Origin of the sequence: Kordia aestuariivivens (assembly GCF_014397005.1) — a bacterium.
Classification (GTDB): Bacteria; Bacteroidota; Bacteroidia; order Flavobacteriales; family Flavobacteriaceae; genus Kordia; species Kordia aestuariivivens.
This window is the reverse complement of the sequence record NZ_JACGWS010000020.1, coordinates 48,425-64,367: the sequence shown is the minus strand read 5'-3', so window position 1 is coordinate 64,367 and position 15,943 is coordinate 48,425. Positions and strand designations below refer to the sequence as shown.

12 protein-coding genes are annotated in these 15,943 nt (G+C 35.7%); 4 read left to right on the top strand and 8 right to left on the bottom strand.

The features are described from left to right. Positions 1-12 precede the first annotated feature (12 nt). Together H2O64_RS22475 and H2O64_RS22470 are read left to right on the top strand one after the other, a co-directional pair. Positions 13-2,460 (top strand): DUF5916 domain-containing protein, encoded by a 2,448-nt coding sequence (locus H2O64_RS22475; protein WP_187564492.1) that lies wholly within the window; start codon positions 13-15, stop codon positions 2,458-2,460. Positions 2,461-2,509: 49 nt separating this feature from the next. Beyond that, on the top strand, positions 2,510-3,172 hold the full coding sequence (locus tag H2O64_RS22470) for an ABC transporter ATP-binding protein (protein ID WP_187564491.1): 663 nt from the start codon (positions 2,510-2,512) through the stop codon (positions 3,170-3,172). Positions 3,173-3,449: 277 nt separating this feature from the next. Here the strand turns inward: H2O64_RS22470 and H2O64_RS22465 are convergent, their stop codons facing one another. The 7 genes from H2O64_RS22465 to H2O64_RS22435 all read right to left on the bottom strand — a co-directional run bounded on the left by H2O64_RS22465 (position 3,450) and on the right by H2O64_RS22435 (position 13,046). Next, complete coding sequence (locus tag H2O64_RS22465) at positions 3,450-4,304, bottom strand: DUF5777 family beta-barrel protein (protein WP_187564490.1); 855 nt, start codon at positions 4,302-4,304, stop codon at positions 3,450-3,452. 39 nt (positions 4,305-4,343) lie between these two features. Further along, positions 4,344-4,742, bottom strand: coding sequence for a hypothetical protein (locus tag H2O64_RS22460; RefSeq protein WP_187564489.1), 399 nt, complete (start codon positions 4,740-4,742; stop codon positions 4,344-4,346). Further along, on the bottom strand, positions 4,720-5,268 hold the full coding sequence (locus H2O64_RS22455) for a YceI family protein (RefSeq protein WP_187564488.1): 549 nt from the start codon (positions 5,266-5,268) through the stop codon (positions 4,720-4,722). Before H2O64_RS22455 ends, H2O64_RS22460 begins: the two co-directional genes overlap by 23 nt. Before the next feature lie 27 nt (positions 5,269-5,295). After that, positions 5,296-5,661 carry a c-type cytochrome domain-containing protein gene (locus H2O64_RS22450; RefSeq protein ID WP_187564487.1) on the bottom strand — a complete coding sequence of 122 codons (366 nt, stop codon included), beginning with the start codon at positions 5,659-5,661 and terminating at the stop codon, positions 5,296-5,298. Between the two features lie 65 nt (positions 5,662-5,726). Continuing rightward, positions 5,727-7,388 carry an alpha/beta fold hydrolase gene (locus tag H2O64_RS22445; protein WP_187564486.1) on the bottom strand — a complete coding sequence of 554 codons (1,662 nt, stop codon included), beginning with the start codon at positions 7,386-7,388 and terminating at the stop codon, positions 5,727-5,729. 127 nt (positions 7,389-7,515) lie between these two features. Beyond that, positions 7,516-8,334 carry a T9SS type A sorting domain-containing protein gene (locus H2O64_RS22440; RefSeq protein ID WP_235983004.1) on the bottom strand — a complete coding sequence of 273 codons (819 nt, stop codon included), beginning with the start codon at positions 8,332-8,334 and terminating at the stop codon, positions 7,516-7,518. Between the two features lie 2 nt (positions 8,335-8,336). Continuing rightward, the gene (locus tag H2O64_RS22435) at positions 8,337-13,046 is read right to left on the bottom strand and encodes a leucine-rich repeat domain-containing protein (RefSeq protein ID WP_187564485.1); all 4,710 of its coding nucleotides are present in this window, start codon (positions 13,044-13,046) and stop codon (positions 8,337-8,339) included. Positions 13,047-13,507: 461 nt separating this feature from the next. Here H2O64_RS22435 and H2O64_RS22430 point away from each other — a divergent pair, with 461 nt between their 5' ends. Further along, positions 13,508-14,074, top strand: coding sequence for a hypothetical protein (locus H2O64_RS22430; RefSeq protein ID WP_187564484.1), 567 nt, complete (start codon positions 13,508-13,510; stop codon positions 14,072-14,074). Positions 14,075-14,080: 6 nt separating this feature from the next. Here H2O64_RS22430 and H2O64_RS22425 read toward each other — a convergent pair whose 3' ends face one another. Beyond that, on the bottom strand, positions 14,081-15,091 hold the full coding sequence (locus H2O64_RS22425) for a carboxypeptidase-like regulatory domain-containing protein (protein ID WP_187564483.1): 1,011 nt from the start codon (positions 15,089-15,091) through the stop codon (positions 14,081-14,083). Between the two features lie 62 nt (positions 15,092-15,153). On the opposite strand from H2O64_RS22425, the gene H2O64_RS22420 reads away from it, so the two are divergent. Then, positions 15,154-15,915 (top strand): TIGR02757 family protein, encoded by a 762-nt coding sequence (locus tag H2O64_RS22420; RefSeq protein ID WP_187564482.1) that lies wholly within the window; start codon positions 15,154-15,156, stop codon positions 15,913-15,915. Positions 15,916-15,943 lie beyond the last annotated feature (28 nt).

The window sequence follows — 15,943 nt, the reverse complement described above, 5'->3', positions numbered from 1 at the left end:
AAAAAACCACAAATGCGAATTACACTAACCCTATGCTTTGTATTGCTATTGAGCTTCATCACCAATGCGCAAAACAAAAAACAATTAGCAATTACTCGAACCGACAACGCACCCAAAATTGATGGGATTTTAGACGACGAAGTTTGGAAGACAGCCCAAGAAGCAACTGGATTTACACAATTTAGACCCGATGTAGGTGTTACAGACACCGAAGCAAATAAAACCGTCGTTAAAATGACGTATGACGATACAGCTATTTATGTTTCTGCATACCTATATGATGATCCTGAAAAGATTATGCGTCAGTTTACTAGCAGAGATAATTTTGGACAATCCGATTTTTTCGCTTTGGTTTTAAACCCAAATAATGATGCGCAAAATGACACCCAGTTTTTTGTATTCAGTTCAGGAACACAAGCAGATGCCATAGCAAACCCCAGTATTGGAGAAGATTTTGGTTGGAATGCTGTTTGGGACAGTGCCGTACAAATTAACGACGATGGTTGGTCATTAGAAATGAAGATTCCCTACAGAACACTTCGTTTTTCAAATAGAGAAGTACAAACTTGGGGACTTCAATTTCATAGACAGTTTAGACGATTTCGTTCACAATACACGTGGAGTCCTATTGATGTAACCAAAGGAAATATTGGTTTGTATCATGGTGAATTGACAGGACTTAAAAATATAGAGCCGCCAACACGTTTGACTTTTTATCCGTTTACTACTGGAATTTCAAATTCTTTTGACGGACAAAGCGAAAGTGATTTTAAGTTAGGACTCGATGTAAAGTATGGAATTACAGAAAATTTTACCTTAGATATGACCTTAATTCCTGATTTCAGTCAAGCTGGATTTGACAATTTAGAACTGAATTTAGGTCCTTTTGAACAAACATTTTCCGAGCAACGTCAGTTTTTCACCGAAGGTGTCGATTTGTTTAATAAAGGAAATTTATTCTTTTCGCGTAGAGTTGGAGGTGGTCCATCGGGAAGTGTTGAACTTGCTGCTAATGAAGAAATTACACAATTTCCAAATACGGTAAAAGTAATTAACGCTGCAAAAGTTTCTGGTCGTACCAAAAAAGGACTCGGAATTGGTGTTTTTAATGCCGTTACCGAAAAAACAAATGCTTCTATTCGTAATACAGATACTGGCGATTTTAGAGACGAAGTTGTTGAACCATTGACGAATTATAATATTATTGTGTTAGATCAGCAGTTTAATGGAAATTCTTCTGTGAGTTTAATCAACACGAATGTTATGCGTGAAGGCGATTTTAGAGATGCAAATGTTACAGGTCTTTTGGCAGATATCACAAATAAAAGAAATACCTATAATGTTAGAGGCCAAGTTAAAATGAGTAATGTGAATGAATTGGATGGCACAACAACAGGATTTAGTTCATTCTTCATGGTTAGAAAAGTACATGGGAATTACCGCTATAGTTTTGATCACAGTTATGCAGATAACAAATACAACATTAACGACTTAGGTTTACAGTTTCGAAACAACTTCAATAACTTCGGAATTGATGCTTCGTATAGAACTTTTAAACCCACAGAAAAATTAAACAACTATTTCATTGGAACCTACGTTAATTACAGGCGTTTGGCAAATCCGAGTACGTATACTGGCGGAAATGGTGGCGTTAATTTTGATGCACAAACAAAAACACTACATAATTTTGGTGGAAACATCAATTACAACTTCGGAAAGCGATTTGATTATTTTGAACCGCGACAAGAAGGTCGTTTTTTCATCTCTGAAGATCGAGTTAATAGCAACGTTTGGGTTTCCACAAACTATAACAACACTTTTGCTTTTGATGCTAATATTGGTGGCGCAACGTTTTTTGAAAAAGGAAGAGATTCTAACTCTATTTGGTTTGGGTTTAGCCCAAGAGTTCAAATAAGCGATAAATTTATTATTAGCTATTCAATAGATGCTGATTTTTCTAATAAAGATCGTGGATATACGTCCACTATTGGTGATGACATTATTTTTGGACAACGCGATCGTAAAACTTTGGTCAACCGTTTGAATGCGAATTACAACTTTAATCCGTTTCATTCATTAGGCTTAACCTTTCGTAATTATTGGTCAACCGTAACCTACGAGAACGATTTGTTTACGTTACTAGAAAACGGGCGTTTAGATCGTACTTCAGGCTATGAAGTTGGCGATTTAGAGAACAATCCAAATATTAATTTTAGTACGTGGAATTTAGATTTGAGCTATTCTTGGCAGTTTGCACCTGGAAGTTTCTTAACAGCCTTGTATCGCAACCAATTGTTTAACTCTGATAATGCATCAGAAGAAGCTTATTTCTCAGCGTTGAATACTTTATTTGAACAACCTATACAACATACATTTTCATTGCGATTACAGTACTTTATTGATTACAATGATGTGAAACAATTATTGAGAAATAAAAAAAGAAAGAATATCAACTCATAATTGTGCGTGACCGCTTTATGTAGTAAATTGAAACCTTTATAGATAATCCATGATTACAGCAAAAAACATTCATAAATTTTACGGAGATTTAGAAGTTCTCAAAGGAATCAATTTAGATATTAAAAAAGGCGAAATTGTTTCTATTATTGGCGCTTCTGGTGCTGGAAAAACTACCTTACTTCAAATATTGGGCACGTTAGATAAAATGTCGCCAAACACGAGTAGTTCGTTAATTATCAATAATGTAAAGACAGAAACACTTTCCGAAAAGGAATTGGCAAAGTTTCGAAATAAACATATCGGATTCATCTTTCAGTTTCATCAATTGCTTCCTGAATTTACAGCCATTGAAAATGTGTGCATTCCGGCACTTATAAAAGGTACTGCAAAAGCAGAAGCTGATAAAAGAGCGAAAGAATTGTTAGATTTCTTAGGATTATCGAGTCGGTACGATCATAAACCCAATGAACTTTCGGGTGGAGAACAGCAACGTGTCGCTGTTGCCAGAGCATTGATGAATAAACCCGCGATTATTTTTGCCGATGAACCGAGTGGAAATTTAGATTCAGAATCAGCAGAAAATTTACACAACCTATTTTTTAAATTGCGTGACAAGTTTAACCAAACCTTTGTCATCGTCACACACAACAAAGAACTTGCCGACATGGCCGATCGTAAGATTGTGATGCGTGATGGGAATATTGTGAGTTAGACTTGGTTAGATTGTTGGACTTCTTAGATTATTAGACTTTTTTGATATACTCATTGAGATTTTTAGGTCCAGAGATTTCTCGATGGCTACGCTCTGTATTTTCAATTAAAATGTATTTTGATTGAAATAATGCTCGAAATGACACATAAAAGTCAAAACTAATAATCGCAAATCAAAAAATACATTTTACACATACAAAACAGGCTTTCAAGGGCAAATTTGAAAGCCTTGTTTGTTATGACATTTTGTTTTGTATGTTTAATTTATTTTTATTTCTTTAGAATACACGCACAATGTTGAATCCGAAAAAGATATCACCATCGCCCCAATCGCCTTCTGCATTGCTGATGAAACCAGGCTCATTGGTTGATTGTGCATTGGAGAATAATAATTGAAATACGTGTCCGCCAGTTTCAATATCGACACCAATGGTCAATGGATTTTTGAATTGAGAGTTATCAGCTCTGCTAAAATTATATACATAATCCATGTTGATCGACATGCGCTTGCTTACTTTTAAACGTCCACCCGCGCCCATGGCAAATTGATCGTGTTTCTGAGCAGCTTCTAACGTTAAGTTTTGACGTACATACGAAGGTGCTAATTCCAACGAAAAGCTATTGCTAAATCTTCTTGAGATGAGTAATTGCGTTGTATAACTCAATCGATCGTCAAAAGTTAGGAATGGAAAACGGTCTTTTCGCACTTGCGTGTTGATGTTCACCGTAGCATATCCAACAAGATTTACTGGAAAATCACCTGATTGACTTTTTAGTTTCATCTTCGTAGAAAGCGCATACGTTTGTCGCAACGATTCTCTACTGACTCCAAATTGCCAGCCATCTAAAAGTCCGTACACCAATTGTATTTTAGTATTTGCATTGTCAAACCCGAAAAAAGTAGACAATCCATCATCCAATGTTCCAAATCTGTGTGAAACATAGAGGTAGAAATCTCCTTTTGCAGCCACTTTTGTCGATTGTAAGTTTCCAATCTTCATGGCTTTGAATGCAGGCGATTCAAAGGTTTGTGGTGTTGCATCACCTTCTAATTCGTCTAGCAAATCATCTTGCGCATGCAATAATCCCATACTACATATAGAGAATATCGCAAGTAAAAAATAGTGTTTCATTTGTTATAGCTTAGTTATTGCTTAGTTTTTTTTGATTGTTTATTTATTGATAATAATTGCTTTATCGAGTTTTAACTCTTCTAACAAATCGTCATATCCAATAATTCTACCTTTGATATGTATCGTTTGTCCTTCTTGTAATTCCGCCGTCGATGTTCCTTCTGCTAATTGAAAATAGATACTTTCATTGAGCGAAATTCCCTTTTCGTCTTTTCCTGTAATTTTCCCCGTGAGTTCAATCACTTTTTCTCCTTGCGTCCAACTTTCAGGATTGTCTTTTATCTTTTCCAAGAAATTTTGAGAAGTTCCTGCAAAAGCGACTTCCATATCATTGATAGCAGTATGTGGCGCATACGCGTATTTGTAGCCTGCATACGCACCAACTACTATTATGATGACTAATCCGATGAGGATTTTACTTCTTTTCGACAAGCTCATAATTCAATGTTACGTTAATTTCTTTTGCGATTTTATCACGTACAATACTTGGAATTTCAATATCAAAGTCTTGTGGTTTTACCGTAAAGAATGATTTTATAATAACTTTGTCTCCATCTTTGGAAATCATTGCTGTGGTTTCAATGGCTCTGTCTTTTCCGCGAACTGTTAATGTTCCTGAAAGTTTGTATTCTTTTGCGGTAGCTGATACATCAGACATACTAAAATCTTTCAATTTCCCTTTGAATGTAGCTTTCGGGAATTTATCCGAATCCATGTAGTTTTCGTTGAAATGCTCTTCCATCAACGCCACTTTGAAGTGAAACGACTTCATGAATAAAAGCGCAGCCAAATCACCTGAATCAACTTTTAATATCGCTGTTGTACTATTACTTTTTGCTTCTACAGGCTCAAAAGCATCTACGGAAGCTTTAAAGTCTGTCTCTCCTGTTTTTGTGTAATATTTTTGCGCAGAAATTGTTCCTGCAACAAAAAGAAAACATACTACCATTACTATTTTTTTCATCTCTTTATGTTTTATTGTTTTTATGGTTTAATTTTGAATGTATCCGTCTATCACCCATTGGTCAATGATTTGACGTGTTTCTGGTGGCAACTGTCCCGATGGCGGCATAGGATTGGAAGAATTGTTAATCCGGCCAATCAAATTTCCATTTTCTGCAGCAGCTCTTACATTTACATAACTCGTTAATTGCAAGCCTGCATTTGCGTTTGGTCCGCTATGGCAAGTGACACAGTTTGTCACAATAATGGCTTGTACAGCACCTTCATATGTCACCGTTTCTACAATTGGTGGCAAATCTTCAATACTACCTTCATCGACCGTATTTGTTGTACAATTGTAAAAGAATGCAAGCGCACCGACACAGGCAATCCATTTGTATAATTTTCTATTCATTTTGGCATTTTTTAAGTTGTTATTTTCTCTATTTATTATTTTCTTTATCATGAAATGAATCTATTTTATTTTGCATTAATTACTTCCGTAGGACGAATTCCAAATTCTTTTTTAAAGCATTTTGAAAAGTATGATGGACTCGAAAACCCAAACTTAAAAGCAATTTCGGATACTGTATGATTATTTGATAGTAACTCCGTTTTAGCTTTTCTAAGACGTATAAACATGATTAATTGACTCGGAGATTTTCCCGTAGTTTCTTTTATTTTTCGTTGTAATTGTCGCTCGCTTATTTCTGCTTTTTTAGTCAACATCTCTACGCCAAACCTAGTATTGTCTATGTAATGATCTATAATTCTTAAAATGTCTTCTAAAAAAGAATCGTATTTGGAGAATCCATAAGGATTCACGTTTTCATCTTTTGAAATCGATTCTTTTGTGACGCTATATAGTGTGCATAATTCATGCGTTGCATGTGCAAGTATGGAAGCGCTTTTGGTATATTCAAATTCTGCACCCGATAGTAAATGCTTGATTGTTTGCGTAACCAGAATTTTATTTGGTTTTATGATAGACAACATTGCTGCAACCATGTAATCATCTCGTTGTGTTAGAGGATCATTATTGTCTTCAGCACTTTCTTTCATGTAGATTCCTGCAGAAAACGGGATATCTTTGGCTTGTAAATTTTGTAATAAATCGATCCCGAAGTGAATGGCTTTCCCAGAAACTTCAAATGCTGCCATAAAGAATTTTTTATTCTTACTGATAATTTTACCGTCATAAGCTGCAATAAATTCATCGATCATTTCAGGTTCCAGACTTGACGCTGAAGAAGTCATCATTTGTCCAAATAAAATGGTAGTGAGTCTTTTTTTATAACAACCGTCACATGGCTGCAAATGATAGATAAAATTCTTCATTTCTGCCAAAACTTCTGTCGTATTGCCAGCCCAAAAAAGATGATCATCTCCGTCAAATTCTACAAATTTTGAACCTTTGATGCGCTCTGCAATGAATTTACCTTCTTCAATTTTCACATCAATATCATTCGTACGTTGCATGAGCAACGTTGGTACTTTTATGTATCCTAAAATGTCAATAATATTTACCTGCGTATTCATTTTAGTCAATTTCATAGCCGCTCTCGGACTCGCTCCCGACCTGAAATAACTAGCCAACCAACTCATAAACTGCGCATCATTTGCTTTGGAAGGCACTAAAGTTTGTAAATTCATTTTACCGCTTCCCCAATCGTTTTCAATCATATCGTATACCTTCTGACGTTCGTCGTCGGTTGGTGCCCAAGGATAATCTTCTGAGTATCTTCGCTTTGCAAAAATTCCAAACGTAATTAATGCGCGTACTTTGTTTGGATAGGTAGCACTGAATAACGCAGATACACTTCCGCCTTCCGAATGTCCAAAAAGAATCGCTTTTTTGGAGTTTGTGGCATCCATTACTGCTTTGATGTCTTCCATGCGTTCTTCGAGCGTAGAGAGCTCTACAATACGATCTGAAAGCCCTGTACCTCTTTTGTCAAAGAGAATGATTCTTACGATTTTGCCTAGCTCTTGGAAAAAATCTACTAATTCAGGGCACGCCCACATCCAATCAATATTAGAAACCCAACCAGGAATGTATACCAAATCTATTGGACCTGATCCAAAGACTTGATACGCTATACTAATGTTTCCACTTTTTGTGTATTCTATTGTAGGAATCATAAATTATTTTTTAGTGTGATGCATTCATTTTCAAAAATAGACGCTGCTTTTATTTTTATGATGAATACACTTACTTATAATATTACTAAAAATTAAACCCTTTTAAAAATTAGATGTTAAAATAGTGTTATTGTCGGATCAGTTTTATCGTTTTGCTAGTATTTGCAGCATATAATTTCATTATATATAAACCACTTTTTAGTGTATTGACCTGTATTCTTTCTAAATTATTGTGTTGAGAACGTACTAATTGTCCATTCATGGAATAGATTTCTACTTTCTGTAATGCAACCTCGCTATTTTGAATGTTTACAACATCTGTTGCTGGATTTGGATAAATAGAAAGGTTTGTCAATTGATTTTCTTCCACAGAAAGTGTGGAAAAGTCAAAAGAACTAACTCCTGATAAGCCTGAAGCATTTGGATCTACAACATTAGTAAATACTGCTGCGCCATTATCAATCATATCTGCTTGCATGAAACTTTTTAATGGAGTTACTGCATTTGCTAATGCTGAATCGTTTGCTAAAATTTCAAGAATTCCGCTTGTAGGCGCACCATTTATTTGAATCGTTACAATTGGTGTTGTTGTACCCGCAGATGGTGCAGGTAAAGCCGCTGGACTTCCAAGTGTTTCTGTAATTAGATAGCCATCAATTGTTGGTTGGGCTACATCAGTTCCATTAAAAAAAGTAGCATTTGCAGCACTTCCTAATGAAGATGTAACCGTTGCCGTAGCACCATCTGGTAAAAGAATTGTAAATCCGTAACTCTGTACAGAGGTTGCAAAGTTACTCGCGCTTGCGTTTGGCACAGCGCCAATGGTAAAGCTGTAACTTCCGTTATCAATTAACGTGTAGGTGTAACCATCTTGTGCATACATGTTGGCTGTAAATAGGCAATAGATTGCCATACATAGATTTGTAAAAGTAATTTTGTTCATCATGTTTAATTTTCTGGTAATTGTTCTTGAATTTGAAATGTGCTAAAGTTTAAAAAGTTGCCTGGATGTGCCAATATGTTTTGTAAGATGAAAGGTGCATCTGGTGCAACACCTTCGTATTGTACTCTTCCGTCCATATCAACATCATTTGTATCGTAACCACTTACGATAAAGGTTGAAAAGTTTAGGAAGTTTCCAACATCATTTAAGACTAGCGACAGAATTGCTGGCGCATCAGGATCGGTTCCTGAGTATTGTACGATGTTGTCTCCGTTTACATTTCCTGTCCACATTCCAACAGTGTCTACTGGCATTCCTGCAATCGTTTGTGCGTTGCTTCCAAAGGTAATTTGACTTGTTGCATCTGTAAAATCGACAGTGTTTCGTATTCCTGTTAATGACACTACGTTTCCTGTCATGATTCCTAAATGGTTTCTGTGTTTGATGACTACAAAATAATTCCCTAATGGTGACGTAAATTGTACTACTGATGTTCCATTTGTATCCACCACATCTCCATCGCGTTGGAGTAATGCTGATTTCCCTTCTACAATAGTTGTATTGTTTGAAGCGTCACGTAATTCAACAAAAACCCAATCAACAATTGCATTATTGCCTGTTGCATTAAATACAGCACTATCAGATGTTGCGCCATCAGGATACGGCGAAGTTGTTGGAATTAGATTTTCAATTCTTAAGTCGTCACGCATAAGTGTTTCTTCTCCTGTATTTGGATTTAAACTAGCACCTTGCAGGTATACTTTTGGTTCTAAAACGAGTGTTCCTTGTTCTATCATAGCACCAAAACCTGTCCAACCGGCATCTATATATGCTTGTGTTGTTCCTTGTGGAATGAATAGATTGATATCGCTTCGCGGATTAAAAACACCATTGTTTATTGTTGGTGGATTTACACTTTCTGCGATAACTTCAGTTAATCCATTACCAAAAAAAGATTCTCCTCCAATGGATGTTATATTTGCAGGAATGTTTGTACTTCGTAATGAACCATTACTTCTAAATGCCCGAAATGCTAGCGTGGTAACCGTACTTGGTAAACTAACTGTTTGTACATCTTGGCTTCTAAAAGCTGAGTTTCCAATGGTCGTAATGGTAAAATCAACTCCGTTTTTACTTATTAATTCTGGGAATATAAAATCGCCATTTGGTACCGTTCCATTTTTTCCAACTGCGGATAATGTATTGGGTGCTAAGGTTAAAATTTCATATCGTATTGCGTTTACCGTAAATTGTGTTCCGATAGCAGGATCGCCACCATTTACCGAGAAAAAACCTGTCCAACCTGCATTTTCATAATCAGTTTCACTACTTACAGGAATTGTTAGGTCTATGCCTCCTGTTTCTCCAAACGAATTGGTTTCAATGGTTGCTGGTGTTGCTCCAAATGCTGTAACTTCCGTTAAACTCGTTGTTGTAAAAGCATTAGCGCCAATATCAGTGATACTTGCAGGAAGTGTTACGCTAGTAATAGGATCGTTTTGAAAAGCGCTTGCGCGGATCGTTTTTACTGAAAAATTAGTAGTATTTAAATTTGCTTGCGCAGGAATTATTAAATCTCCTGTTACGGAACCACCAATGACTTCTACTTCATTTGGATTGACAGACGTAATTTCATACGTAATTCCATCTGCACCAAAAGTTACTCCAATAGCTCCATCAGAAACTATACCATTTACACTAAAAAAGCCTGTCCAACCTGCGTTTTCATAAGTTGTTTCTAAACCAAATAATACTGTTAAATTTATTACACTACGATCTCCAAAACTTGAAGCCGTAATTGTTGCTGGCATTGTCCCTTGGGCGTTCACAGAAGTTAGTGAACTTCCCTGAAAAGCATTATTTCCTATGGATACTATATTTCCTCCAATCGCAACACTTGTAATATCTGTGTTTTGAAAAGCTGCATCTTCTATTAGAGTCACATTAAAACTTGTAATTGAATTAGTTTCTAAGACAACTGCAGGAATGCTGATATTTTGTGCAGCTGTTTGCCTATCTAATACTTTTACCGTATTCGGACTTATAGCTGTAACTTCATAACGTAAATCTCCTTCTGTAAATCGTGCACCAACTTGAAAATCACCGTTCACACTTCCAAAACCTGTCCAAGCTGCGGCAATATAATCGTCTATAACCGTTTGTTGATCTGGTATAATGGTTAGATTAATAGTACTACGTGTTCCAAAACTAGAAGAGGTAATGGTTGCTGGCGTTGCGCTATCGGCAATGACAAAAACTAATGGATTATTTGCGAACGCACTATTTTCAATGCTTGTAATGTTTGAAGGAATGGTAATACTAGTCAATAAATTTTCATTAAATGTATTTACTTCTATTGTTGAAATATTTGCAGGAATGGTAACGCTGGTTAATTTATTGTTTCGAAAAGAAAATCCTCCTAATGTTGTTAAACTCGCAGGAAAATCAATACTTGTAATTTCATTATCGCGAAAGACATCGTTATTAATGATTTGTAAATTCGCAGGAAGCGTAACACTTTCTAAGTCATTATTACGAAACGTTTGTGATTTAAGTTCAGTAACACCATCAGGAATTACAATAGATGTCAATTGATTGTTACGAAATGCGCCAGCTCCTAAGGTTGTTAAATTTGTGGGCAATGTTATGTTTACAAGTTGATTGTCTAAAAAAGCATCTGTATCAATAGTTTCTACTGTAGTAGGCAGTACGACTGTCACCAAATTATTATTTCTAAAAGCTCCCCTACCAATGGTAATGACTCCTGTTGGAATTACCAAACTACTTATCTGATTGTTTATAAAAGCACCATTTCCAATAGTTACCGTTCCTGACGGAATGTTCACATTAATTAATTGGTTTCCTCTAAATGCATTTACCCCAATCGTTTCAGGTCCAGAAGTGAATATAACCTGCGTTAAACTGTTATTTAAAAATGCTTCTTCACCAATTGTAGTGACTGAAGCTGGAATCGTAATTGTAGTAAGATTGTTGAGTTCAAATGCTTCTGCCCCGATAACTTCTATATTTTGAGGAAACACAACACTATTGACTCCTTTATTTCTAAAAGACTGAAAACCAATCGCTGACACCGTAAATGAAATACTATTTTTAGTAGTTGTAGATGGTAAAACTAAATCGACAATTCCTGTTCCGCCACCTCTTAATTCTACTGTATTTGGATTGACACCGTTAATTCTGTAATTGAATCCATCCACAGAAAAATCAGCACCTATAAAAGGTGTTCCATTGATAGAAAAGAAACCTGTCCAACCACCATTTACATACGAAGCTTCTGAACCACTTGGAACTGTTAAACTAATATTTCCACGATTTATAAAGCTATTCGTTTCAATTGTTGGAGCTACAACGGCTTGTGAAATAACTTCTGTTAATGGATTGAGGTTAAATGCCTGATCAGCAATGGTAGTTACCGATGCTGGAAGCGTAATTGTAGTAAGATTATTGAGCTCAAATACTTCAAATCCTATAGTTTCTATAGTTGATGGCAATACGACACTGTTGATTCCTCTGTTTCTAAAGGCACGATTTGTAATAGCGTTTACTGTAAATAAAACGCCATTTTTAGTCGTTGTGGGCTGTAATACCAAATCAGTGATTCCGCTTCCGCCACCTCGTAATTCTACTGTATTTGGATTGACACCGTTAATTCTGTAATTGAATCCATCTGCAGAAAAATCAGAACCTATAAATGGTGTTCCATTGATAGAAAAGAAACCTGTCCAACCATCATTTACATACGCAGCTTCCGATCCACTAGGAATCGTTAAACTAATATTACCACGATTTACGATACTATTCGATTGAATAGCAGGAGCCGTTACTGCCTGCGAAATGACTTCTGTTAATGGATTTAGGTTAAATACTTCGTTACCAATGGTAATTAAAGATGCAGGAAGTGTAACTGTTGTTAAATTATTAATTTCGAAAGCTTCGTTTTTTATCGTGTTTATCGTATTTGAAAACACAACACTGTTAATACCTGCATTTCTAAAAGCACGACTTCCAATAGCTGTAACCGTATACGTATCTCCTAATTGTGGTTCTAAAACTGATGCTGGTATGACTACATCAACAATACTATTTAAACGACCAGCAACTTCAACTTCTAGTGGGTTTTGCGATATCACTCTATAACGCAAATCACCAACATCAAAAGTTCCTCCAACGGGAATTTCTCCATTCACTGTGTTGAAACCTGTCCAACCGCCACTTATATACGTAGCTTCTAATCCGTTTGGAACTATTAAATCTACATTAGTACGTGTACCAAATGAACTATTGCTAATACTAGCAGGTATTGTTCCTTCGGCAATAATTTCAGTTAATCCGCCATTTAAAAAGGCTTCTCCACCTACATTGGTAATGCTCGCTGGTAGGGTAACTGAGGTAAGACCTCCATTGTCTCTAAATCCGCGAAAATTAATAACGCGTAAGGTGTTGGGTAAAATTACACTCGTCACACCTTTGTTTCTAAATGCCTGACTTCCTACTGCAGTTACTGTATAATTGTCTGTACCATCTGTAACTGTACTTGGGATCGTTAATGGATTTGTAAATGTTCCGCCCGTGACCTCAACTTCGTTGGGACTGGTGGAAATGACATTATAATTAAACCCGTCTACGCTAAAGGTTTGCGCAATTCCTATTATACAAAATAGATTTGCAATGAGAATGGTTAGTTTTGTTTTCATAATCTGCCCCTTTTAGTATCTCTTTTGTTTTCTTCTGTAATTTTTACGTTGTAATGCTAATTGGTAAATTGTTATTATTTATTTTTAGTTTAATAGGCCGGCCCTGAATTAAAACTAAAACTAAACTTATTATGGTGCAAAACTAGAAGCTATTTGTCTTTACATGTATAACAATACTGCATAATGCTGTTACATTTCCGACATTATGTCGGTTTTTTACTGTACTATTTTGAAAATTGGAACTATTTGGACGCACATTGTTGATAGAATCATCAATACACACAAACAACTATAAATCAATAAATTAAAAAGTATATTAAAGAATTTAATAATAGAAAAGTCAACTGTTCGCTGTTAGAAAGAACTATTTTATACTTTATTTAACGTTTTAGACCGCACATCAAACGCAACCTTTTATTTTTACGGTATCTACTAAACAAACCCAGAAACTCTCAGAAGATATGCGTACCAAAATTTTTAAATTAATTGCTTTTATTACGATTGCTCAACTATGTTTGTATGCATGTTGTGGAGATGATTTTAATGCCTTTATGACTTCATTTGAATTTACAGCTAATGACGAAGATGATGAAGATGCTAGTTCAGTCACTAATGAAGATTTCAGCTTAATTATACGCCCAGACTATCAAGTAGAAATGGCTTCGCTCCTATCTAAAAAAGCTGGATTCATGAACATGGCAAACGCTACTACATGTGACGAAAATTATATGGTTGTTAAAAATGCTACAAGTGTTGAATTGAGAGCTGATGTGCCATTATTTGGAATTGCCGCAGGAGAACTATTAAATGAGCGTGTGCTTACTAAATACCTATATAGTAACAATGAAAGTTTTCCGCTAAATGAAATCATCTTAGAGTTAAATTCAGATAACAATATTGGAAGCCAATATGAACTAAGATTCGATATGGATATTCCTGTTGATACTACAGTAAATTTTACATTCACCATTACATTTGAAAACGGCGATGAAATTGAACGTACCTCAGCAGCAGTTACTTTTGAGTAATTATTTTTACAAACTATAATCTAAAGGCAAGGTATTTCCAACACGTTTGTCTCCTAATACGCCTCCAAAGAAAACTTTTTTTGGAGGTGAATAGTTTCCAAATTTATTAATAAAAAACACCCTATTTTCATCATCTATATCTAGAAACGATTTGTAATAGCGATCGTACACAATGACTAACTTATTTGTTGTGACATTAACTTTAGTGTCCTCGCCCATGTTCGTGATTTCAAAATACTTGTACGGCGGCACAATAAATCCTTTATGGAAGATTTGAAAACCGTTTTCTGTCAATTGTTTTTTTGCCAACGAACGCATAAAATATAATACTGATTGATCGTATTCTTTTTCTCTAATTTTTCTATGCTTTCTGCGCACTTCCTTGTTTTGCTCCATATAAAAACTAGAACCTTCAACATATACACTTCGTACTAAGACATCACCCATTGTTGACAATCGTAAATCCGCTTCAAACTCTTCCAATATATATGAAACAGTATACCCTAAGTATTTGTTTTTAATAATAAGAGGCTTAGAAGCATACGCGTTCAATTTTTGCGTTGCCGGATTGTACACTAATTCTATATCATCCTGATTTACAATTCTACATGCGGTTGCTGAAACTGATCTTCCTATAAACTCACGCTTAAAAATATCCATCTTCTTTTTACGCGACCATGTATCATTTTCAAGATATACCGTTCCTAAAACTTGCGGTTTGGCAACTAAATATAAACTGGTGCCATTTGTTAATTTACGGACATCCAACAGTTGCTTTTCATAACCTAAGTAACTAATGATCAACGCAGATTTAGTAGATGGTTTGTAGCTAATGCGAAACTTTCCTTCATCATTGGTTGATGTTCCATTGGTGGTTCCGTCAAAATAGACAGAAACACCAAAAAGTGGTTCTTTCGTTACCGCATCAAACACATATGCTTCTAATATTTGTGCTTGAGATGTAGTAACACATAGTAGTAGCAACCAAAAAAAATAGTTTGAGTAGTTTGTAAACATATAGGTCAAATTAGATCGTTACTGAAAATAATAATTATTTTTGTGTTAGACTTCAAAATCTTATGAATTTATCCGAATTAAAATCCTTCCTTGACGAAAAAGTAGCAGAATACAATCAACCCAAATTTGTGGAGAGCGATCCAATTCAAATTCCATATCAATTTCAACGCAAAGAAGATATCGAAATCGCTGCATTCTTAACAGCTACCATTGCGTGGGGAAATCGAAAAATGATCAACAACAATGCCAAAAGAATGATGGATTTACTGGGGAATTCACCCTATGATTTTGTCATGAATCACACCGAAGACGACTTGGAATCTTTGCAATCATTCGTACATCGCACCTTTAACGGAACTGATTTTATATTCTTTATAAAAGCATTAAAAAATATCTACGAAAATCACGGCGGATTGGAAACGGCTTTTTCTACCTCTAAAAACAAACGATTGCAAGAGAATATTTCTAAGTTTAAAGAACTATTTTTTAGCATTCCACATCCCGAAAGAACCCGAAAACATGTTTCTGATCCAAATAAAGGAAGTGCCGCCAAACGGATTAATATGTTTCTCCGCTGGATGGTTCGCAATGACAATACTGGCGTTGACTTTGGAATTTGGAAACGCATATCACCTTCGCAATTATCGTGTCCGTTAGATGTGCATTCTGGAAACGTAGCACGCAAATTAGGCATTCTCAAACGCAAACAAAACGATGGCAAAGCATTGCTAGAACTTGATACTGCCTTGCGCAAACTAGATCCGAACGATCCTGTGAAGTATGATTTTGCACTCTTTGGATTGGGCGTTTTCGAAAAGTTTTAAATTTTGTCATTCCTGCGAAGGCAGGAAT